At 62.4% G+C, this 22,741-nt stretch carries 18 protein-coding genes; 5 read left to right on the top strand and 13 right to left on the bottom strand.

The features are described from left to right. The 5 genes from LOL23_RS07210 to LOL23_RS07190 form a co-directional block, all read right to left on the bottom strand. Nucleotides 1-891 (bottom strand): branched-chain amino acid ABC transporter permease, encoded by an 891-nt coding sequence (locus LOL23_RS07210; protein ID WP_237173365.1) that lies wholly within the window; start codon nt 889-891, stop codon nt 1-3. Between the two features lie 211 nt (nt 892-1,102). Beyond that, on the bottom strand, nt 1,103-2,329 hold the full coding sequence (locus LOL23_RS07205; RefSeq protein ID WP_160977037.1) for an ABC transporter substrate-binding protein: 1,227 nt from the start codon (nt 2,327-2,329) through the stop codon (nt 1,103-1,105). Nucleotides 2,330-2,422: 93 nt separating this feature from the next. Further along, nucleotides 2,423-3,982 (bottom strand): amidase, encoded by a 1,560-nt coding sequence (locus LOL23_RS07200; RefSeq protein WP_237173364.1) that lies wholly within the window; start codon nt 3,980-3,982, stop codon nt 2,423-2,425. 212 nt (nt 3,983-4,194) lie between these two features. Next, entirely contained in the window at nt 4,195-5,184 is a 990-nt protein-coding gene (locus LOL23_RS07195) for an Ldh family oxidoreductase (protein ID WP_237173363.1), read from the bottom strand. A gap of 52 nt (nt 5,185-5,236) precedes the next feature. Continuing rightward, the gene (locus tag LOL23_RS07190) at nt 5,237-5,992 is read right to left on the bottom strand and encodes a GntR family transcriptional regulator (protein ID WP_237173362.1); all 756 of its coding nucleotides are present in this window, start codon (nt 5,990-5,992) and stop codon (nt 5,237-5,239) included. 333 nt (nt 5,993-6,325) lie between these two features. On the opposite strand from LOL23_RS07190, the gene LOL23_RS07185 reads away from it, so the two are divergent. The 3 genes from LOL23_RS07185 (at nt 6,326) to LOL23_RS07175 (ending at nt 8,898) form a co-directional block, all read left to right on the top strand. Continuing rightward, nucleotides 6,326-6,607, top strand: a complete 282-nt coding sequence (locus tag LOL23_RS07185) for a UxaA family hydrolase (RefSeq protein ID WP_160977791.1) — start codon at nt 6,326-6,328, stop codon at nt 6,605-6,607. 78 nt (nt 6,608-6,685) lie between these two features. Continuing rightward, nucleotides 6,686-7,861, top strand: a complete 1,176-nt coding sequence (locus LOL23_RS07180) for a UxaA family hydrolase (protein WP_160977043.1) — start codon at nt 6,686-6,688, stop codon at nt 7,859-7,861. 41 nt (nt 7,862-7,902) lie between these two features. After that, nucleotides 7,903-8,898 carry a Bug family tripartite tricarboxylate transporter substrate binding protein gene (locus tag LOL23_RS07175; protein ID WP_160977045.1) on the top strand — a complete coding sequence of 332 codons (996 nt, stop codon included), beginning with the start codon at nt 7,903-7,905 and terminating at the stop codon, nt 8,896-8,898. 75 nt (nt 8,899-8,973) lie between these two features. Here LOL23_RS07175 and LOL23_RS07170 read toward each other — a convergent pair whose 3' ends face one another. From LOL23_RS07170 to LOL23_RS07135, 8 genes are all read right to left on the bottom strand, one after another. After that, nucleotides 8,974-9,735, bottom strand: a complete 762-nt coding sequence (locus LOL23_RS07170) for a sulfite exporter TauE/SafE family protein (RefSeq protein ID WP_160977047.1) — start codon at nt 9,733-9,735, stop codon at nt 8,974-8,976. Between the two features lie 2 nt (nt 9,736-9,737). Beyond that, nucleotides 9,738-11,372 (bottom strand): thiamine pyrophosphate-binding protein, encoded by a 1,635-nt coding sequence (locus LOL23_RS07165; protein ID WP_237173361.1) that lies wholly within the window; start codon nt 11,370-11,372, stop codon nt 9,738-9,740. Beyond that, nucleotides 11,369-13,099, bottom strand: a complete 1,731-nt coding sequence (locus LOL23_RS07160) for an L-aspartate oxidase (RefSeq protein WP_160977051.1) — start codon at nt 13,097-13,099, stop codon at nt 11,369-11,371. The genes LOL23_RS07165 and LOL23_RS07160 overlap by 4 nt, the downstream gene beginning before the upstream one ends. 169 nt (nt 13,100-13,268) lie before the next feature. Next, nucleotides 13,269-13,877 (bottom strand): fumarate hydratase C-terminal domain-containing protein, encoded by a 609-nt coding sequence (locus tag LOL23_RS07155; protein ID WP_160977053.1) that lies wholly within the window; start codon nt 13,875-13,877, stop codon nt 13,269-13,271. 16 nt (nt 13,878-13,893) lie between these two features. Beyond that, nucleotides 13,894-14,772 carry a fumarate hydratase gene (locus tag LOL23_RS07150; protein ID WP_160977793.1) on the bottom strand — a complete coding sequence of 293 codons (879 nt, stop codon included), beginning with the start codon at nt 14,770-14,772 and terminating at the stop codon, nt 13,894-13,896. Nucleotides 14,773-14,908: 136 nt separating this feature from the next. Beyond that, nucleotides 14,909-15,262, bottom strand: a complete 354-nt coding sequence (gene sdhC, locus LOL23_RS07145; protein ID WP_160977055.1) for a succinate dehydrogenase, cytochrome b556 subunit — start codon at nt 15,260-15,262, stop codon at nt 14,909-14,911. After that, entirely contained in the window at nt 15,262-15,624 is a 363-nt protein-coding gene (locus LOL23_RS07140) for a succinate dehydrogenase/fumarate reductase transmembrane subunit (protein ID WP_160977057.1), read from the bottom strand. Before LOL23_RS07140 ends, sdhC begins: the two co-directional genes overlap by 1 nt. After that, complete coding sequence (locus tag LOL23_RS07135) at nt 15,617-16,372, bottom strand: succinate dehydrogenase/fumarate reductase iron-sulfur subunit (protein WP_237173360.1); 756 nt, start codon at nt 16,370-16,372, stop codon at nt 15,617-15,619. The genes LOL23_RS07140 and LOL23_RS07135 overlap by 8 nt, the downstream gene beginning before the upstream one ends. A 336-nt stretch (nt 16,373-16,708) precedes the next feature. Between LOL23_RS07135 and LOL23_RS07130 the strand changes: the two genes are divergently transcribed. Together LOL23_RS07130 and LOL23_RS07125 are read left to right on the top strand one after the other, a co-directional pair. Beyond that, a complete protein-coding gene (locus LOL23_RS07130; protein ID WP_160977061.1) occupies nt 16,709-17,599 on the top strand; it encodes a LysR family transcriptional regulator in 891 nt (296 codons plus the stop codon). 372 nt (nt 17,600-17,971) lie between these two features. Next, on the top strand, nt 17,972-22,735 hold the full coding sequence (locus LOL23_RS07125) for a glutamate synthase-related protein (protein WP_160977063.1): 4,764 nt from the start codon (nt 17,972-17,974) through the stop codon (nt 22,733-22,735). Nucleotides 22,736-22,741: the final 6 nt, after the last annotated feature.

Genomic DNA, 22,741 nt, shown 5'->3' with positions numbered 1-22,741 from the left:
TTACACCTCGCGCGCGCGTTCGCCGAAAATGCCTTGGGGGCGGAACAACAAAATCACAATCAGCAGCACCAGGCCGTAGGTGTCGCGGTAGTCGTACGAGATATACACCGCGCCAAAGCTCTCCAGCACACCCAGCAGCAGGGCCGCGATGATGCTGCCCGGTACAGACCCCATGCCACCGATGACGACGATGACATACGACTTGATGGCGGGGAAAATGCCGACATCGGGCGCGGGGTTGATGACGGGCGCGAGCAGTGCGCCCGCCAGCGCGGCCAATACGCCCGACACCATGAAAACAATGCTGCTGGCGCGCGCCGTATCGATGCCCGCAATCGAAGCCCCCAGGCGGTTCTGCGCCACGGCCTGTATCTGTCGCCCCCACAAAGAACGCTTCAGGAACAGCGCCAACCCTATCATCAGCACGATGGCCAGCCCCGCCGTCACCAGCTTTTGCCCGCTCATCATGAAAGGGCCGAGGCTGATGCGCGTGGCGTCCCAGAGTGCGGGGCCGCGCATGGGATAGGGGCCGATAACTTTGTCGAACAAGTTGATGAGCAGCAGCGACAAGCCAAACGTGACGACGACCGCGTATTCGTCTTTCATCAGGCCCCACGATCCATACCCGGCATAGAGCGGACGCATCAGCAGACGTTCAGTGGCCCATCCCGTCATGGCGCCCGCAAGGGCCGCCAGCGGTAGCGCCAGCCAGGGCGGGACACCCAGGCCCAGCGCGATCAGCGTGTAGGTATACGCGCCGATCATATAGAACTCGCCGTGGGCGAAGTTGACGATCTTGAGGATCCCGAAAATCATGGCCAGACCGACGGCCATGAGGGCGTAGTACAGGCCGATGATCAGGCCGTTGACGAACAGGTCCAGCGCAAGCACTATGCGGTCTCCCGTTTGCGTGGCACCGGGGCCTTATGCCCCAGCACTTCGTTTGCCCCGATGTGTTCCGCGGCGGGCGCTGATCGCGGCGGGACGTCGCCGCGATCGATGCACATCAGCCCTCTGGGCAGTGCCGCCAGCCTTCCGGCGAGCCTGCCGCAACGCCAAGGTAGCCGCACCGCCAGCCGCCTTGCCGCCCTGCCGCTTACCGCTATTTGGCGGGTTTCACGAGCCGGTCCGCATGTAGCGGCTCGCCGCTCACCTGGATCAGCGTGGTCTTGCTCAGCGGCTGGTCGATCTCGGTAAGCTGGTAGGTGACGTAGGGGATGTCTACCCACTGCTGGTATTTGTAGCCCGGCTCTTGCGAGAACTTGAACGTGCCGCGCACACCCGTGTAGTCCATAGCCTTGAGCGCATCGATGATGGCGGCGCTGTCGGTGGACTTGGCCTGCTCGATCGCTTTGGCAAGCTGCAGCACAGAATCCGCAGCCTGGAAGATCAGGCGATTGGGCTCGCGCTTGTATTGCGCTTCATAGGCCTTGGTTACTTTCTGGCCCATTTCGGGCATGGGCATTTTGGGGTGGTACAAGCCGAAAGCCAGCATGTACTTACCCGCTTCTTTTACGTTCTGCCAGAAGTCCGGGTAGTCGGCGATGCCGGCGCCATCGTAGAACCACGTCTTGGCGCTGGGCGCCACGCCCTGTTCGTACAACTGGTTCATCAGGATGTACGCGGCGGGCGGCAGCATGATGTTCACCACCATGTCGGGTGGGTTGGCACGCAGCGGCAGCACGGCGGGGGTAAAGTCCTTGCCTGCACGGTCCAGCGCCTCATACTTGTATTTGACGCCCGGCGCCTTTTCTTTGAGCAGCTCGCCCAGCAGCTTGGCCTGGCCAATGCCGTAGTCGGTGTTTTCAGCAAACGCCACCACGTTCTTGACGCCCATGGCGGCAATGGTTTCCGCCATGGCGGTGGAAACGCGGGTGTTGTAGTTGCCGGGGTTGAAGACTTCCGCGTAGCCTTTCTTGCGAATATCGTCGGACCAGCAGTTGGTGTTGAGATACGGGATCTTGTAGCGATGCGCCACTTCGATCTCGGCCAGGCAGACCGAGCTCTGGTGGCCGCCAGTGACGGCCACCACCTTGTCGCGCGAGATCAGTTTTTCAACTGCGGCGCGGCCTTTTTCGGGGATGCCCTGGTTGTCTTCATACACGATCTTGAGGGGGCGACCCAGCACGCCGCCGTCATCATTGATCATCTTGGTGATGATCTCGACGCCGTCTTTCACCTGCGTACCCTGCACCACCGAGCCCGGGGGCGATTGCGCGATGCTGACGCCGATGACGATAGGCTCAGCGGCCTGCGCTGGCGCCGCAGCCATGCCCATCAGGGCGGCCGCAGCAGCCAATGCTGTATAGAACTTGTTGTGGATATGCATTGTCATCCTCCTTTGTGTACCCCGGTTTTTATGCCGCCGCCGCGCGAGGTGCGGTGGCATGGGTTTTTCTGCGCTGCACTCGCCCTAACGGCGCTATGTACGCATTGCCAACAGCTTCTCCGCCCGCGCCGCGGTTTCCAGCACTGTCCAGTCCTGTCCTGGCAAGGCAGCGAACTGCATGCCGATGGGCAGCCCACTGTCGCCCGTACCGCAAGGCAGTGTGATGGCCGGCATGCCGGTCAGGTTGAAGGGCAGTGTCAGGCTGGTCATGGCGGCGTGTGTAGGCAGGCTGACGCCGTTGATGTCCACAGCCGTCACACCATTGCGTGGCGCCGTGGTGCGCAAGGTGGGCGTCAGCAGCACGTCCACGCCGGACATGGCCTCGGCCATGGCGCGCGCCAACTGCGCCCTGCCGCCCTGCGCACGGGTGTACCAGATCGCGGGAAAGAATTGCCCGATCTCCAGCCGCACACGCACATCCTCCCCCAAGGTTTGCGGCATATTGACGAGCCGGTTCCAGTGGATGGCGGTGGCCTCGCTGCAGAGCGTGGCAAACTGCAGCGCGGCGCTGTGCTCAATGCCCGCAATACTGACCTCGCGCGTGACGGCTCCGTCCGCTTCGAGCAAATCAGCCGCCGCCTGGACGGCACGCAGTACATCCGGCGCGAGCGGGTCATAGAAGTATTCGCGGGGAATGCCAATACGAAGGCCGCGCAGTGTTTGCAGGGCACGCGGCACCTGCGGCGGTAGGCCGGCCATGATAGAAAACATCAAGGCAGCGTCGTCCACCGATTGGGCGATAGGCCCAAGATGATCGAGCGAGGGCCCAAGATCCATCGCGCCCTGGCGGGGTATGGCGTCGTAGCTGGGCTTGAACCCAACGACACCGCAACAGGCGGCCGGTATACGTATTGAGCCTGCTGTGTCGCTGCCCACGGCGGCGCGTACGATGCCCGCCGCCACGGCAGCCGCCGAGCCACCACTGGAGCCGCCCGCCGTATGGCCCACACCGCGCGGGTTGCCCACCGTGCCAAAGTGCGGGTTGGCACTGGTGATGCCATAGGCCAGTTCGTGAAGGTTGGCCATGCCTATGACACTGGCACCAGCTTGCCGGAGGCGCGCCACGGCCAAGGCATCGCTGGCGCAAGGCGCGGTATCCGCACCAGAGCCACCCGTCATCCTGAACCCGCGTACGTGCATCAGGTCTTTGACGGTAATCGGCACACCCAGCAGCGCACAGGGCTGCCCGCTGTGCTGCGCAGCCTCGGCAGCCTGCAGTTGCTGCCTCAGGCTGGCCTCGTCCACCAATTGGGTGAAGGCGTTGAGCCCGTCTTGCTCGTGTGCCGCCTGCGCGGCCTGCATGGTCGGCTCAAGCAGTGCCTGCCCGCCGACGCGTGCCTGGCGGGCAATGGCGGAAATGCCTTGTGTTTCGCTGTCGGGCGGCCGCCCCTGCCCCGCGAGCGGCCCCACGCGGGCCACATAGTGCGCGCCGTGAGCGTCGGCCATGGACGCGAGGTATTGCAATTCTGGGATGTTGAGCCCGAAACGCGCGACCCACTGGGCCTGGCGATCGGCATGCGGGTAGCCATGCAGTGCGGCCATGCCGCCTGCGATACCCATGAGATGCCTGACGACCTCTGACGCTACAGCCATGGATGCCTGCCCTCCGGAACACTGCGACCGGGCGGGGGCGTGTAGCCGCGCCCCTGCGCATTACAGCGCGGTGCGGGCTACGCGTGTTGTCTCCGCCGGTGTTGATTTGTTATGTATCTGATGACCGGATTTGCTGGCTGCGAAGCCAGCGTACGGGCATGATGCACGGCGCGATACGCGCTGTCAATGATGGATCGCGAGATGCGCGGTTCTTATGCATCAAGCGCTGCCAATGTGGCGTCGCTGACGTTGATACCCGCCTGTGCCTGGCGGGCGATGTCCAAGCGGCGGGCGCCGGGCAGGCGCACCTTGCTATCGGCCAACATGGCGGAGATCAGGTCTTCGACACGGGACTCGTACCCGGAGCGTCCCGCCAATGAGCGTGGGTCGATAACCAGGAAGACATGGCCGGTGTGCGGCCGGTTGCCCTCCGCCTGGAAAAAGGAATCGGCCTCGTAGCCAAAGGATGCACCCGTAAGCGCAACGCAGAGCAACTCGACCATGAGGGCGAGCAGTGCGCCTTTGATGCCTCCCGCTGGACACATCATGCCTTCGAGGCCAGCCTTGGGATCGGTGGTGGGTTGGCCGTTTTTATCGAGCGCCCAGCCTTCGGGGATGCTGCGGCCTTCACGTGCGGCCACCATCAGCTTGCCGCGTGCGACTTCCGACAGCGACAGGTCAATGACAATCGGGTCGCCTGAGCGACGCGGAAACACGGCGGCAATGGGATTGGTGCCGAACAATGCACGAGTGCCGCCCCACGCTGGCATGGCCGCAGGCGAATTGCTGAAAGCAAAACCCACCATCCCCGCGCGTGCGACAGCATCCAGATGCCCAGCCGCGACGCCGAAATGATGGCTGCGCGTGACGCCTGCGAACGCGATCGTATATTGGCGGGCGCGCTCTATGGCCTGCTCGACGGCCAAATCGCAGGCGGGGAAGGCCAAGCCTTCATCCGCATCGATGAGCACACCGCCGCCGTGGGCGCGCAGCACTGCCGGGACGGCGGCGCCATTGACACGCCCGCTGCGCAGATGCGAGGCGTACTGGGGAACGCGCGACAGGCCATGCGAGGCCAAGCCTTGCGCTTCGGCCGCCACCAGGGCACGCGCGGTGCTGCGGGCCATGGCTGGGCTGGCGCCGGCCCGCTCCAGCGCGGCGGCGGCCCGGGTTTCAAGCGCTTCGATGGTGAAGGTGGGCATCTAAGGTCTCCTTGGCATGCGGCCGCGTGACGTGCCCGCGCGGCGTACTTTTTTACGTTTGGCCGGGTTCGTGCTCCTGCCCGATATATTCATAACGTTCGGTGTTGACGCGTGAGACGCGCCATTCCACCGGCCGTCCGTTGTAGGTGTAGGCCACACGCCTTACGTTGAGCAGCGGGGTGCCTTTTTCCACGCCCAACCACTCGGCGTGGATATCGTCGGCCGACGTTGCACGGACGCTTTCGGCGGTGCCGATGACGTTTACGCCGAAATATTCTTGGTAGAAACTGTAGATAGTGCCCGGCCGGTCGCGCAGTTGTTCGCGTGTAAGGCCGCTGAACAATGCCTCGGGCACGCAGATGGTGTCGACCTGCACGCGCTCGCCATGCAGCGACAGGCCGTTGACGAATTCGAATACATAGGCACCCTGCGCGAGCGCCAGCTTCTCGCGCGCCTCTCCGCTGGCCCGCGTGCGGCGAAAGCCCAACAGCTCGGGCGTGGGGTAGCCTTTAACGCCGTCATGCCGGACGACGCGAAAATAGCGGAAGAAGTACTGATTGTGCGCATGCAGGGCAACAAAGGTGCCCCTGCCTTGATGCCGCACCAGGATGTTTTCCAGCACCAACTCGTCGATGGCCTTGCGCAGCGTGCCAATGGACACGCTGAAGCGTTCGGCCAGGTTTTTCTCAGGCGGAATGGCTTCACCCTGCGGCCATTCGCCATTGGCCAAGGCAGCCAGCACGGCTCGCTTTACCTGCTGGTACAGCGGCACACCGGACGGACTCAAGGCCGAAATTCTTGCACTCATAGGGTCTTCCAAAAAATCTGTTTCTTCAAAGCAGCGCGCCATCGAGCCGGTATGCCGTGCCGACCGCGCGGCTGAACCGAGAACATAGCATTTTACTCCCCCTTTACAATTCATCTAGATGATCTGCTTGACATGGATGATATCGCAAAATAAGATGAATCCGTATCAAGAAAAATGGCCCGTAGGGCCACAGCATCCTGCATCTCGCATCTCCTCATGCCATTCGCGCCCGACGTTCGGCGGCGCACGCTTCGCACACTAGGAATACACATGAGCAACACTGTTCTCGATGACACCGCCCCTGCGGCCGTCACCCCCCAAGGAGACTCTCCCATGATCCATGCAATCCTGCACGACCCGAAAGACACGGTGGCCGTGGCTGTGGTGGAAGGCATACAGGCCGGCACCGAGCTGCGCGCCTGGCTGATGGACGAAGACCGCATCATCAACCTGACAGCACGCCAGGACATCCCTATCGGCCACAAGGTTGCACTCAAAGACATGAAAGAAGGCGACACGGTCTACAAATACGGCGTCGATATCGGCAAGGTGGTGGCGCCGATCGCCGCCGGTGAGCACGCACACGTACACAACATCAAGACCAAGCGCTGGTAAGGGGGCCAAACGGCCATCTACCCCGCACCACGTCAGGCCCGCAAGCAGGCCGCAAAGAACCAGCAAAAGGAACCCAGCATGTCAGTCATCAACGCCTCCACCACCTTCATGGGCTACCGCCGCGACAACGGCCGCGTCGGTGTCCGCAACCATGTCATCATCCTGCCGGTGGACGATATCTCCAATGCGGCCACGGAAGCCGTCGCCAACAACATCAAGGGCACTCTGGCCCTGCCCCACCCCTATGGCCGCCTGCAGTTCGGCGAAGATCTGGAACTGCACTTTCGCACACTGATTGGCACCGGCAGCAACCCCAATGTCGCCGCCGTGATCGTGATCGGCATCGAGGAAGGCTGGACGCAACGGGTGGTGGACGGCATCGCGGCAACGGGCAAGCCGGTGGCGGGATTCAGCATCGAATTGCACGGCGACCACGACACCATCATGCGGGCCTCGCGCAAAGCCAAGGAGTTCGTGCACTACGCCACCGGCCTGCAGCGCGAAACCTGCCCCATCAGCGAGCTTTGGGTGTCGACCAAATGCGGCGAATCCGACACCACCTCGGGCTGCGGCTCCAACCCCACCGTGGGCAATGCCTTCGACAAGCTCTACAAACTGGGCAATACCCTGGTGTTTGGCGAGACGTCGGAAATCACAGGCGGCGAAGACATTGTGGCGGCGCGCTGCGCCAGCCCCGAGGTGCGCGAGCGCTTCATGTTCATGTTCAACCGCTATCAAGAGATGATCAACCGCTGGAAGACCAGCGATTTGTCAGAATCACAGCCCACCAAGGGGAATATCGCGGGCGGCCTGACAACCATTGAGGAAAAAGCGCTGGGCAATATCCAAAAGATCGGCAAGCAGTGCAAGGTGGACGGCGTGCTGGACAAGGCCGAGGTACCCAGCGGCAGCGGCCTGTGGTTCATGGATTCTTCGTCGGCCGCCGCCGAAATGGTGACGCTGTGCGCAGCCTCGGGCTATGCGGTGCACTTCTTCCCCACCGGCCAAGGCAATGTGATCGGCAACCCGATCCTGCCGGTGATCAAGATTTGCGCCAACCCGCGTACGGTGCGCACCATGTCCGAGCATATCGACGTTGACACATCGGCGCTGCTGCAGCGCGGCATTGACTTGGACAAGGCGGGAGACATGCTGCTGGAATGCATGCTGGCCACGGCAAACGGCCGATGGACCGCCGCCGAAGCGCTGGGACATCGTGAGTTTGTACTAACCCGTCTGTACGAAAGTGCCTGAGCCTTCAAGGCACGCAAGCATAACTACATTGGAGACGACTCATGCAACATCAACGCAACCCTTTGCGGCACATACAGCGCGCGCTGGCGGTCGCTGCCATTTCCACCGGCCTTGCCGCGCCTGTCTGTGCGGCAAGCTGGCCTACTCAACCGGTTACCATTGTCGTACCTTTCTCCGCCGGAGGCACCACTGACGTTGTTGCACGCCTGGTGGGCCAGAAACTGGGAGAGATGTGGGGCCAGTCAGTGGTCATTGAAAACAAGCTGGGCGCGGGCGGCAATATTGGCACGGCCGCAGTGGCTCAGGCAAAACCCGATGGCAATACACTGCTGATGGCATCGGGCAGCATTCTTACCGTGAACCCGCATCTGTATAAAAACCTGCCCTTTGATGCGGAGAAAGACTTCGAGTTGGTAACGAACGTGGCACGCGGGCCGATGGTGATTGTCACCGCCAAGAAAGTGAAGGCCAAGAACCTCAAGGATTTGATTGAGTACGCAGAAAATCACCCCAAACAACTGAATCTGGGCTCGGCCGGCCTGGGCAGCCAAGTGCACATGGCAGGCGAGAACTTCGGCTATTCGGCCGACATCGCCATGACTCACGTGCCTTATCGCGGCGAGGCGGCCGCGCTGGCGGATCTGATGGCGGGCCAAATCGATGTGATCGTAGGCAATATCGGCGCAGCAACCCCACTGGTAAAGGATGGCCGCGTGAAAGCGCTTGCAGTGGCAAGCGCCAAGCGGGCCGCCATGCTGCCTGATGTGCCAACGGCGGACGAGGCCGGCCTTAAAGGCTTTACCAACTATGGCTGGTTCGGCTTTCTGGCGCCTAAAGGCACACCTGCCGATGTTGTGAAGAAAATCCAGACGGACACCACCAAGGTTCTAGCCATGCCGGCAGTGAAGGAGAAGCTGGCCTCATTAGGTATGGAAGGCGTGGGCAACACACCGCAAGCCTTCAAACAGGAAGTAGCTGATGAGTCAAAGCAGTGGGCCAAGATCATCAAGGAAAGGAAAATCGTGATTCAGCAGTAGGTGTGATTCAGCAGTAGGTGTGATTCAACGCCACGGGTATGGGGCGGCCCGCGCCGCCCCATACCCATCAACGTATCAACCCATCAACAACCTGAATACCTGCGGCGCGGTGGATACCAGCAGCATAAAGCCCGATGTTGCCAACAGCACCAGCACGATACTGGTGAAAGAACTATCGCTGAAACGTCGGAACAGCCGTATGCCCAGCAGAGAAGGCAGCAGAATCGCAGGCACCAACACCAGGAATGGACCCACCAGCTCGCGCGTAATCATGCCATGCGCCAGCAGCGCCGTAAGCGTAACGATGTGCATAAAGAGATTGAAGGCCTGGAACGTAGTGCGCTGCTGATCTCGCGGCCAGCCGCGCAGCGTGCACCAGAGCGTGGGCACCACGCCAGGCAGGCCGCCAAAGCCGCTCATGGTGCCGCCCACCCACCCCACGATGCCATCGGCCGCACGGCCACCCCAGTGTATGGCGGGCAGGTGCGCCAGAAAAAGACGCATGGAGCAAAACACCGCCAGCAGCAACCCGACGCCAAACTTGAACAGCAAGGGGTCGAATACACGCAGCAGCCAGATGCCGGTGGGCACACCCAGCACGCCGCCCACAACAAAGGGGAACAGGCGTCGCCCGCTGAAACCATCACGCAGCGAGCCCACGGCCAGCAATTGCCCCACCAGCGATCCGAATACGACCACGGGTACCGCCAGTGCGGGCTCCATCACCCATGACCAGACCGATAGCGCGACGAGACCGAAGCCAAAGCCCGACAGGCCCTGCACAAACGCCGCCAACGCACCACCCACCGCAATACTGAGCCAGATTTCCAGCGCCATGCTCAGGCCATGCGCAAGGTGGGCGCCGGCAGCCCGGCTACCATCACATTGAGGCAGGAGGCGCGCCCCGATGCCATCGCGCGCGCCAGTGCGTCCGGCAATTGCGCCGCGTCCAGCACCTGCTCGCCATGGCAGCCCAATGCCGCCGCTACATGGTCGTAACGCGAGGGCAACAGCTCACAGCCGTATGTCTTGCCCGGACCATAGTCGCGCAGCTGTATCTGATATTCCGCATTCCACCGTGCATCGTTACCAACGACACACAGAATATGCAGGCCATAGCGGTGCGCGGTGTCCAGCTCCGCGCAATGAAAACCGAAAGTCCCATCCCCCATCAATGCAATCACTGGCGCATCGGGCCGCGCCCGCTTGGCGCCCAGCGCCATAGGCAACGCCGCCCCGATTGCACCAGCCGCCCCGTTTGTGATGCGATGCCGGGCATCCAGGCACGCCTGGCCCCATTGGCCAAACTCGCCGCCGTCGATCACCAGCACCGCATCGGGGTGTTGATCCAACAGCGCCTGGATGGGCGCGCACACCGCTGTGGGGTGGGTGCCGCCGCCCTGCTGCGCGTGGCGTTGCGCATCGGGCTGGCGGTAAGCCAGGCAGGCATCCACGCGTGCCAGCCAGGCCCTGTGGGGCGCGGGCCCATGCGCGGCCTCGCGCGCCAGCATCTGCAACGCGGGCAGCAAGTCAGCCTGATGCGCGGTTTCGAGGCGCTGACCGACGGCCTGTCGCGTGCGATCGAATTCCGAGGTGTCGGCGTCCACCTGCAAAAAGGCGCAGTCCTGCGCAAACACGGTGTCGCGGCCAAAGCCCAAGGTGAAGTCCAGCCGCTTGCCAGCCAGCAGCACGCAGTCGGCCTCGGCCAATACCGTGGCAAATGCCCCCAACGCCGGATCGTTGACGCCGCGAGGACTTTCGGTGGCGATCACGGGGATGCCGGACTGCACGCGCAATTGCGCTACGGCCTGACGGCCCGACCCGGTAAGGCCCTGCGGACCCACCAGCACCAGTGGCCGCTGGGCTCTGCGCAGGCGCTGGAGGAGTGGCCCGGCCAACGCGGCGGGCAGCGGCGTAACCATCGGTTCGAATGCATCGGGATCGGGCCGTTTTGCTTCGCGTGCATCGCCCTCCAGCACATCGGTGGGCAGGCTGAGATGTACCGGGCCCGGCCTGCCGGACAACGCGATGCGGCAGGCGCGGGCAAAGTCATCGGCAATGGTATTGGCCGATGTGACGGCCCACGCAGCCTTGGTGACCGGGCGGGCCATGGCCACCTGATCCATTTCCTGGAAGGCGCCCCAGCCCTGCATGGCGGCGGGTGCATGGCCCGACAACAGCACCACGGGCGACTCCGACATTGCAGCGGTATAAAGCGCGGACACGGCGTTGGCGTGGCCCGGGCCACCCGTTACCAGCGCGATGCCAACCTTGCCGGTCAGGCGCGCCCAGGCATCGGCCATATGCACCGCAGCGGCCTCGTGCCGCGTATGCAGCAAGTCCACGCGCGCTTCGCGCAGCGCCTCGTACACCGGCATGATATGGTTGCCCGATAGGCTGAAGACAGTATCAGCGCCCGATTGCAGGATGGCCTGGACGAGCGCCTGCGCGCCGCGCGGTGTCGATGTGCTCATGCAGTGTGCATCTCTTGCAGAATAGTTTGGCCGGGTGCCACACGATTGAATGCAACGGGCCGCCGCGTCAGCGTCAGGGCGCCCGCCTCCATACGCACCACCGAGAACCAAGAGTTTTCCAGGTCGCGCACCTCGGGGAAGTCTTCACGGAAGTGTGCGCCGCGCGAGTCTTCGCGTGCCAGCGCGGCACTGACGATGGCCTTGCTGACGAGAATCAGGCTATCGAGATTGAGCCAGTCCTGCCACGTTAGGTTGTAGGCGCGGTTGCTGTCGTCGACACCGGTCTGCAGCAGATCGTCGTGCAGGATCTCCAGCGCAGCGGCAGCACGCTTCAACCCTGCCTCGTCGCGCACAATACCGGCGTCATCCCACATGCAGTCGGCCAGCCGTGCGCGCAGCGCGTACAAATCGCCCGCAGGCATAGCGTATGGGCGTTCGGCCGCCCTGATCGCGGCTTCAACACTGCCGGCATCGTGATCCTGCAGGGCGCGGCCCTGCACCCACTGGGCAATGCTGTCACCCGCAATGCCGCCAAATACGGTGGAGTTGGCCACACCATTGCCGCCCAGCCGGTTGGCGCCATGCACGCCGCCGGTATCCTCGCCGGCGGCGAACAGGCCCGGCAGGTCTGTGGCGCAGTCAGGCTTGAAGACCACGCCGCCCATCATGTAGTGAGCAGTGGGCACCACTTCGACCAACCCGCCAGCCAGGTCAAAACCGCAATCCGCGCAGCGTTCCACCATGCCCTTGAACTGTTTGCGCACCTTGTCCGGCCCCAGATGGCTCATGCTGATATAGACGCCGCCATTGGGTGTGGTGCGGCCGGCGCGCATTTCGCTGTAGATGCCGCGGGAGACAACATCGCGCGTGGCGCGCTCGCCGCGCTCATCATAGTTGTGCATGAAGCGTTCGTTGTCGCCGTTGAGCAAGTAGCCGCCGGCGCCGCGCAGGCCTTCTTCGAGCACCGTGCCTGTCATGCGCGTGTCTAGCCCCGCGAGCAGCCCGGTGGGGTGGAACTGCACCATTTCCATATCGCGCAGCGGCAAGCCCACACGCAAGGCCATGGCCAGGCCGTCGCAGCTCTTGTCGCCTGAGGGCGTGTGGAACTTGTACATGGTGGGCCCGCCGCCCGTGGCCAACAGAACCGCCTTGGCGCGCACCAGACGGTACAAGCCGGTGCGCAGGTCTATCATCAGCGCGCCGGCAATGGCGGTGCCATCAGCGGACGGTATCAACGCAATGGCGCGGTGCTCTTCCAGACGGCGAATGTTGCGCGCCCACACCTGTTCTGCAAGCCTGTTAATGATCTCGATGCCGGTGAGGTCGCCCTTGTGCACAGTGCGATCAAAGGTTTGCCCCGCGAAGGCTTTCTGATGCAGCGTGCCGTCCGCATTACGGTCAAAGAAGCAGCCTAGCTCGTTTTCCAACTCGTGAATGCGCGTGATGGCGGTGTTCACCAGGGTCCAGGCCAAGTCCTGGTCCGGCAGCCATTTGCCGCCTGTAATCGTGTCCATGAAGTGCCGTTCAGGCGAATCACCTTGCGCCAGTGCGACGTTATAGCCACCCTGCACCATGCGCGTGCATCCGCACTTGCCCAGCAGGCCTTTCACGGCCACGGTGATGTCCAGGGCGGGATCGGCATCGTAGGCATGCAGCGCGGCAAACAAGCCCGCGCCGCCAGAACCCAGGATAAGTACGTCTGTGGTTACGACGTCCAGTTTTGCCATGGTGCGTCTCCGCTTGGGTTGCTTGTGATTGGCTGGGTATCCCCGTGCTCGCATGCATAATGGCCCGGTAGGCCGTATATGCCGCGCAAGCGCTGTATGCCTCGCGTGACTTGCATGCCTTGCGCGGCCTGTCCCCTGGCACCGCCGAAGTGCTGTGAAAGGATTGCCATTACGCCGCCCCCAGCGACTTCAGTACCGCGTCGCGGCGGCTTTGCACCTCGGCGTTGACATCGTCATAAAGCGAGTTGCCTTCGCTGTCCATGCCTACCAGCAGCGGCCCGAAGTCGCGGATGCGAAACTTCCACAGCGATTCAGGGTTCAAGTCATCCAGATCCACATCTTCGATCTGTTCGATCCAGGTGGTTTCAAGCGCCGCGGTGCCGCCGACGATACCCAGGTAGACACCGCCCAGTTCCTTGAACGCCGCCTGCGAGCCTTCGTGCATGCCGCCCTTGCCGATGATGATGCGCACACCGCATTGCGCAATCAGTTGGCGCGTAAAACGCTCCATGCGGGATGATGTGGTGGTGCCGATGCATATGGACTGATAGCCTGCGGGAAATTCCGCCGACACCTGCACTTTGCGTACATTGGGCGCAGTGTGGATGACTGCATGGCCATTGAGGTCGAAACGGGTCGTACGGCCCTTGTCGAACATGGCGATGTAGGTGGCATCGCGGATGCCGAACAGGGTTTTCTGCAAAGTAACCGTGTCGCCCACGCGCAATTGGCGCACCTGCGCTTCGGTGATGGGCATGTCCAATTCGTAATGTGCCATGGTTGATGCCCCTTTCTCAAAAACCGTACTCGATGATGCCGCCGCCTAGATGCGCCGTCGCACGCCGCGCCGAATGGCATTGCATGTTGACGGCCACAGGGTTCATGGTGATGTGCGTGGCGGCCAATTCCACATGTACCGCAAAGGCAGTGGCGTCACCGCCCAGGCCTTGCGGGCCTACGCCCAGTTGATTCACCGCTTGCGACAGTTCGCGCTCCAGCTCAGCGCCGAGCGGGTCTTCGCACGCAGAGCCTAACGGGCGTGTGGCCGCTTTCTTGGCCAGGTGCACGCACAGATCAGAGGTGCCGCCCACACCCACGCCCACAATGGTTGGCGGACAGGTCTTGCCGCCGGCATTGATGACACAGTCGATCACAAAACGCTTGACGGCCGCCAAGCCTTCGGCGGGGATGGCCATGCGCAGGAAGGAATTGTTTTCCGAACCACTGCCCTTGGGGATCATCTGAATGTCGAGCGTGTCCGGCGCATCGGTGTAGTCAATGTGAATCACAGGCACGCCGGGGCCACAGGACGTGTGTTCATTCTGGCGGCTGATAGGATGCACGACGCTGGAGCGCAGCGGATGTTCGCGTGTGGCGCGCTCACAGCCCTTGCGGATGGCTTGCTTGAGGCGCCAGCCGTCCACCACGACTTCGCGGCCAATCAATACGTTGTAGATTGGGATACCGGTATCCTGGCACAGCAGGTTCTCGTTTTGCTCGGCCACCGCAATATTGACCACCATGGTGTCAAGGATGGATCGCGCGCGTTCCGACGTTTCCATTTCCTGCAGCTTGCCAAAGCCGGTCTTGATATCGTCGGGCAGCAGCTTGAGCGCGCGTATGTATAGGTTGCGGGCAGCTTCCTCAACTTGTTCGTAATCTACGGTTTTCATCGCTTCATCCCATTTGTTCAATGTCGTGCACGGCGACATGCGCGTCACCACGGCATCAATACCGATATAGACACCCGCAGGCTTGGGCTCGACTGGCGTCGCTGTGCTTGGCGCTGTCGCCATTGCGCTTGCCGCGCTACATCAGCATCGCCACCACAAATACCGCCGACACAGCCGCCGCGGCGCCGAAGGCCATGCGCACAAGGTTCTTGCGCGCGCCCTGCCAGGGTTTGAACTCCAGCAGCAGAATACGTATGCCGCCCAGTGCATGCACAGTCAGCAGCAGCACCAGCGCCCATTCGCCGAATTTATAGGCCGGCGCCTGATACCAGCGCAGCGCGTTATCCAGCGCGGCCTCGCCCTTCAGCGCCAGACTCAGTGTCCAGAAATGCACGGGCAGAAACAGCGTAAGCAGCAGGCCCGATACACGGTGCACGGCAAAGGCCACCCAGCTCGTGTGGCGGCGGGCGCGCATGTCATTGGTTTTCATCACGCCGCCCCAAACGTAACAGCCCACACGGCGCGCAGGCCCATGCCGAGCAACAGCAGGGCTACCGCATGGGCAAGGGCACCCGCGATGGCATCCTTCATGGCGGTAGCCTCCACCAGTATGTTGCGGATGCCGATCGATGCATGCACCGCTACGAGCAACACAAAAATCCCGTAGAAACCGGCCCACAGCACGCTGCCACGCGTACGGCCCAACACCTCGGCCGCGGATAGGCCGCCGTTGATGGCATAGATCATCACTGCAAGGTGAATCGCCACAAACAAGGCCATCACCATGGCCGTGACGCGCTGCCAATACCAGCGCTGCGCCGAGCGCACGGCGGCGTGAAGTGCATCAATCATGTCCGGCTCCATCGCCCGTCTCCACGGCAAGCTCCCCGCGCATGGCAGCGCGCGCGGTGGCGCGCTTCAGTCCCGCAATGCTGCGCGTCGGCGAAATATGCTTGGGACAGCGTTCTGTACAGGAGCCGAGCGAATGGCAGCTATGGCAGCCCGCGTCGCCCGCCACGGCGGCCAGACGGGCGCGGTCGACGTCTCTTACATCATTCATCAGTGTCCAGGCGCGGTTCAGCGCGGCCGGGCCGAGGTAATCCGGCCGCCAGCTCACCACATCACAGGATGAGTAACATACGCCGCAGCCTATGCATTCGATACCCGCCTCGGCCTCCTGGCGTTGCGGCGAGGCCGGGTTGACCGGCACCACTGGATCATTGCGGGTGCGCTCACCTTTGAAGCGCCCGTGGGCGGCCTGCAGCTTGCCGAAGAAATCGTCCATATTGACGACCAGATCCTTGATCAACGGCAGATTGGACAACGGCGCCAACTGGAGCCTGTTGCCCGCGCATACGCTGGACACGTGTGTGCGGCATGTCCAACGCGCCACGCCATTGACCTGCATGGCACAGGAGCCGCACATACCGACACGACAGGCATAACGATAGGAAAGCGTGGGATCGAGATAGCGCTGGATGTGCGTAACCACGTCCAGCACCGTCTGGCTTTCCCGACGCGGCACCTCGAATGTCTGGTATGCGCCGTTATCAGTACCCCGCCATACCTGCACCTGCAGAATCGATGATGAAGTAGGCATGTTTCGTGTAATAAGTTCGTGGAACGTAAAACCTTCGTGAACTGCCTGTCCGCGCCGATGCATCACCCAAGGCTCGCCGTGCGCGGACGGAAGCAATTCGCATCGCGCCGCCGCAAAGGTGGCGGTGCTTTACTTTATGTCCGTGATGACGGCCACCGGCTGCTACGGGCGGCCGACCGAATGCCAAGCCTATCGGTGAAGCCATCATGGCGCGTTTGTTGACGAAAGTAAAACTATTAATTATTGTGGCTAGGCCAAGTATTTTTAATATGTCGCCGCTTCCACCCGCAACGCGTCCTTGCCTTGCGGCTGCCTGCTTCATTCTTTATCTCGCTTATGTCCTCGATCCGGCAATTCAAAACCGCACTGGCCGCCGCACGCCTGGGCAGCTTCGCCGAAACTGGCCGGCAGGTCGGGCTGACACAGGCCGCCGTCAGCCTGCAGATCAAGAACCTGGAAAACGACCTGGGCCTACGGCTGTTCGAGCGCGGCGCGCATTCGCTTGCAGTGACGCGCGATGGCCGGCAGGCGCTGGATCGCCTGGCCGCCATCGTGGGCGAGTATGAGCGCTTGCGGGTGCGGCCCGACAGCGCCCTGCGCGGCACCCTGCACGTGGGCGCGCTGGTTTCCGCACTGATGGGTTCCTTCGGCGCCGCGCTGGCCGACATCAAGAGCAACTACCCCGACCTGGATCTGCGCCTGTTCGCCGGCCAATCCGGCAACTTCGCTGACATGGTGGCGCGCGGCGAACTGGATGCGGCCGTCGTCACCGAGCCGCCCGACGGCGCGCCCGGCGGGCTGGTATGGACCCCCTTCTATGAAGAACCTCTGGTACTGATCGCGCATCAAGACCTCGCCCGCCAAAGCGTGATGGACCTGCTGCACAACGAACCCTTTGTACAGTTCGACCGCAGCCTATGGACGGGCCGACTGGTGGAATACGCCCTGAAAATGCTGGACGTCCAACCCCACGTAACGTTGGAACTTAACTCTATCGAGGCCATTGCCCAGCTCGTGCGGCAACACTATGGTGTGGCCATCGTGCCCCATCTGGCCAACGCCGAATGGGCTGACCAACAGTTAGCCGTCAAAACCTTGCCCGGCCGCCCCATCATGCGCGCCGTCGGCATGCTGGAGCGGCATGTGCACGACAAAAAGCCGGTGACGGCCGCACTGTGCGCCCTGCTCGCCGCACGGCAAAAACACGCGCCAGCTCAAACTGCTTAGCCAGCGCCGCCGTGTACGGAACGTGCGCAAACCGCAAGCGGTGGTACACGACAGTTTCCGCATCGCAACATGGCCGCGCTGAAGTTGTCGCAAAACCCGCACTTAACCAAGCACCAAACCAGTGCCAAACAACAAAAAATTTACCCTTCGCGGACAACGTATCGGGGTTAACACCAACAATACACCTCAAATAAATTTAATAACTTAGATGCGTCCCTTTTTAATTTGAGCAGGAATAATAAATTATTTAATTAGGGACGCACCACTAAATTTTCTGTTGCATGGCAGAGAGTTAGCGTATATCTTCACCATTCGGAGTGCGGTCTTTGTTATTGCACCGCACCATCATCAAGATTCCTAGAGTCTCCCGCCATGCCTCAAGATCACCGCCACGCCCCCACCGTCGTGCCCCGCGTCGCCGCCGCCCAGCCTGCCGCCAACGCTACCAGCGCAGCCGGCACCCCGCGCGCCACCGCCCCCGCCGCGCAAGGCCTGTACTCCCCCCATAACGAGCACGACGCCTGTGGCGTCGGTTTTGTGGCCCACATCAAGGGCCGCAAAAACCACGCCATCATCCAGCAGGGCCTGAAGATCCTCGAAAATCTCGACCACCGCGGCGCCGTCGGCGCCGACGAGCTCATGGGTGATGGCGCGGGCATCCTCATCCAGATCCCCGACCAGCTCTACCGCGAAGACCTCGCCGCACAAGGGGTCGAATTGCCGCCGGTAGACGAATACGGCGTCGCTATGGTTTTCCTGCCCAAAGAAACCGCCTCGCGCCTGGCCTGTCAGCAAGAGCTCGAACGCGCCGTGCGCGACGAAGGCCAGGTCGTGCTCGGTTGGCGCGACGTGCCCATCGATTCCGATATGCCCATGTCGCCCACCGTCCGCGCCTGTGAGCCCGTCATTCGCCAGTTGTTCATTGGCCGCGGCCCAGACATCATGGTGCCCGATGCCCTCGAGCGCAAACTGTATGTCATCCGCAAAACCGCCAGCCATGCCATCCAGCGTATGCAGCTTGCGCACGGGCAAGAATATTTTGTGCCCTCCATCTCGGTGCGCACCGTCGTCTACAAGGGCTTGCTGCTGGCCAATCAGGTCGGCGTTTATTACCGCGACCTGGCCGACACCCGTGCTGTGTCCGCCCTGGCCCTGGTTCACCAGCGCTTCTCCACCAACACGTTCCCGGCCTGGCCGCTGGCCCACCCCTACCGCATGATCGCCCACAACGGCGAAATCAATACGGTAAAAGGCAACTTCAACTGGCTGCGCGCCCGCGAAGGCATGATGCAGTCGGCCGTGCTGGGCAGCGACTTGCCCAAGCTCTACCCCATCGTGTACGAAGGCCAGTCTGATACGGCCACCTTCGACAACTGCCTTGAGCTGCTGGTGATGTCGGGCTACTCGCTGGCCCACGCCATGATGATGATGATCCCCGAAGCGTGGGAGCAGCACGCCGACATGGACGAAAACCGCCGCGCCTTCTACGAGTACCACGCTGCCATGATGGAGCCCTGGGATGGCCCCGCCGCTGTTGCATTCACAGACGGCCGCCAGATCGGCGCCACGCTAGACCGCAATGGCCTGCGGCCGGCACGCTACCTGATCACCGACGACGATATGGTCATCATGGCGTCCGAAGCTGGCACACTGCAGGTGCCCGAACACCGCATCGTCAAGAAATGGCGCTTGCAGCCAGGCAAGATGTTCCTGATCGACCTGCAGCAAGGCCGCATCATCGACGACACCGAGATCAAGTCGCAACTGGCCAATATGCACCCCTACCGCCAGTGGATCGAGCGGCTGCGCATGAAGCTTGAGTCGCTGCCCATACAGCAGGCCGAGCCACCGCGCAAAGACGTAGCCTTGCTGGATCGCCAGCAGGCCTTCGGCTGGACGCAAGAAGACTTCAAATTCATCCTTCAGCCCATGGCCGCCAACGGCGAGGAAGTCACCGGCTCCATGGGTAACGACGCACCGCTGGCGGTGCTGTCGAACAAATCAAAGCCCTTCTATAACTATTTCCGGCAGTTGTTCGCACAGGTAACCAACCCGCCTATCGATCCGATCCGCGAACAGCTTGTCATGTCGCTGGTGTCGTTCATTGGGCCCAAGCCCAACCTGCTCGATATCAATAACGTCAACCCGCCGCTGCGCCTGGAAGTAAGCCAGCCTGTGCTGGACTTTGCCGCCATGGCGCAGATCCGCAATATCTCGGCACTGACGACCGACAAGTTCCGCTGCTACGAGCTCGACATTACCTACCCGGTTGCCTGGGGCCCGGACGGCATCGAAGCCTGTATCGCCGCGCTCTGTTCAAACGCGGCCGACGCCGTACGCAGCGGCTACAACATCCTGCTGATCACCGACCGCAACATGGACAGCGAGCATGTGGCCATCCCGGCGCTGCTGGCCACATCGGCCATCCACCAGCATCTGATCCGCGCGGGCCTGCGCACCGGCACTGGCCTGGTGGTGGAAACCGGTTCGGCGCGCGAAGTGCACCATTTCGCCTTGCTGGGCGGCTACGGCGCCGAGGCCATTCACCCGTATTTGGCGCTGGAGACCCTGGCCGCCATGCCGCAGCCGCAGCAAGCCACCAAAAACTACATCAAGGCGATCGGCAAAGGCCTGAACAAGGTGATGTCCAAGATGGGCATCTCCACCTATATGTCGTACACCGGCGCCCAGATTTTCGAGGCCGTTGGCCTGAGCAGCAGCCTCGTCAATAAGTACTTTGCCGGCACGCCCAGCAACATTGAAGGCATCGGTATTTTCGAAGTAGCCGAAGAAGTCCTGCGCACGCACCGCGCCGCCTTCAGCGACGACCCGGTGCTGTCCAATGCATTGGACACCGGCGGCGATTACGCCTGGCGCGTACGCGGCGAAGATCACATGTGGACGCCCGACTCCATTGCCAAGCTGCAGCATTCGGCGCGCGCCAACAACTACAACACCTACAAAGAATACGCGCAGCTCATCAATGACCAAACGCGCCGGCACATGACGCTGCGCGGCCTGTTCGAGTTCAAGGTCGACCCTTCGCGCGCCATTGCGCTGAGCGAAGTCGAGCCGGCCAAAGAAATCGTCAAGCGCTTTGCCACTGGCGCCATGTCGCTGGGTTCAATCTCCACCGAAGCCCACACGGTGCTGGCCGTGGCCATGAACCGCATCGGCGGCAAATCCAACACCGGCGAGGGCGGCGAAGACGAGCTGCGCTACCGCGACGAGATGCGCACCGGCAAACGCACGATCAAGAAGGGCGATACGCTGGCCTCGGTGCTGGGCCACGAACGCATCGAAGCCAACGTGCCGCTGGCCGCGGGCGATTCGCTGCGCTCGCGCATTAAGCAGGTAGCATCGGGGCGTTTCGGCGTATCCGCCGAATACCTCAGCAGCGCGGACCAGATTCAGATCAAAATGGCACAGGGTGCCAAGCCCGGGGAAGGCGGCCAGTTGCCCGGCCACAAGGTCAGCGAGTACATCGCCAAGCTGCGCTACTCGGTGCCGGGCGTGGGCCTGATTTCACCCCCGCCGCACCACGACATCTATTCCATTGAGGATCTGGCCCAGCTCATCCACGACCTGAAGAACGTCAACCCGCAGGCATCGATCTCGGTGAAGCTGGTGTCGGAAGTGGGCGTAGGCACTGTGGCCACAGGCGTTGCCAAGGCCAAGGCCGATCACGTGGTGATCGCCGGCCACGACGGCGGCACAGGCGCTTCCCCGGTTTCGTCCATCAAACACGCCGGCACGCCTTGGGAGCTGGGCCTGGCTGAAACCCAGCAAACGCTGCTGTTGAACAATTTGCGCAGCCGCATCCGCGTGCAGGCCGACGGCCAGATGAAAACCGGCCGCGACGTCGTGATCGGTGCGCTGCTGGGCGCGGACGAATTCGGCTTTGCCACTGCGCCGCTGGTGGTTGAAGGCTGCATCATGATGCGCAAATGCCACCTGAATACTTGTCCGGTGGGCGTGGCCACGCAAGACCCTGTACTGCGCAAGAAGTTCCAGGGCAAGCCCGAGCATGTCGTCAACTTCTTCTTCTTCGTCGCCGAGGAGGTGCGCGAGATCATGGCCCAGTTGGGCATCCGCCGCTTCGAAGACTTGATCGGCCGTGTCGATCTGCTCGACACCCGCAAGGGCATCGACCACTGGAAAGCGCGCGGCCTGGATTTCTCCAAGGTGTTTCATACCGTGCACACCGATGGCTCTTTGTTCCAGATCGAAGCGCAGGATCACAACCTGGGCCATGCTCTGGATCACCAGCTCATCGAGCGCAGCAAGGCAGCCATCGAACGCGGCGACAAGGTGTCGTTCATTACCCCGGTGCGCAACCGCAACCGCACGATCGGCGCCATGCTGTCCGGCGTGGTGGCCGCGCGCTATGGCCACGACGGCCTGCCCGACGACACCATCCATATCCAGTGCAATGGCTCCGCAGGCCAGAGCTTCGGCGCCTTCCTGGCGCATGGCATCACCCTGGATCTGGTGGGCGAAGCCAACGACTATGTCGGCAAAGGCCTGTCGGGCGGTCGAATCATTGTGCGCTCGCCCAACGACTTCCGCGGCTTCGGCCCGGATCACATCATTGTCGGCAACACCGTGTTGTATGGCGCGCTGGCCGGCGAGGCTTATTTCAATGGCGTGGCGGGCGAACGCTTCGCGGTGCGCAACTCCGGCGCGGCCACGGTTGTCGAAGGCACCGGCGACCACGGCTGCGAATATATGACCGGCGGCACCGTCGTGGTGCTGGGCAAGACCGGCCGCAACTTTGCGGCTGGTATGTCGGGCGGCGTGGCCTACATCTGGGATCCGGAGGGCACCTTCCATCGCAGCTGCAACACAGCGATGGTCGAGCTTGAGCGTCTGATGGCACACGAAGAACAGGCCGAGCAGGACGACCAAGAATCCTGGCACAGCGCTCTGCGCGGCGGCCCGCGCGAAACAGACGAAGCCATCCTGCGTCGCCTGATCGAGGATCACTACCGCCTGACGGGCAGCTTCCGCGCCCGCGACATTCTGGATGACTGGAACCGCAGCCGCCAGGCCTTTCTGAAAGTCATGCCCATTGAGTACCGCCGCGCGCTGGGCGAAATGTGGCGCGCCGCCAACCTGCAACAAATTGCCGCCTGAGGATTT

Origin of the sequence: Paracandidimonas lactea, assembly GCF_021653995.1 — a bacterium.
Taxonomy (GTDB): domain Bacteria; phylum Pseudomonadota; class Gammaproteobacteria; order Burkholderiales; family Burkholderiaceae_B; genus Allopusillimonas; species Allopusillimonas lactea.
This window is presented reverse-complemented; position numbering and strand designations above follow the sequence as displayed.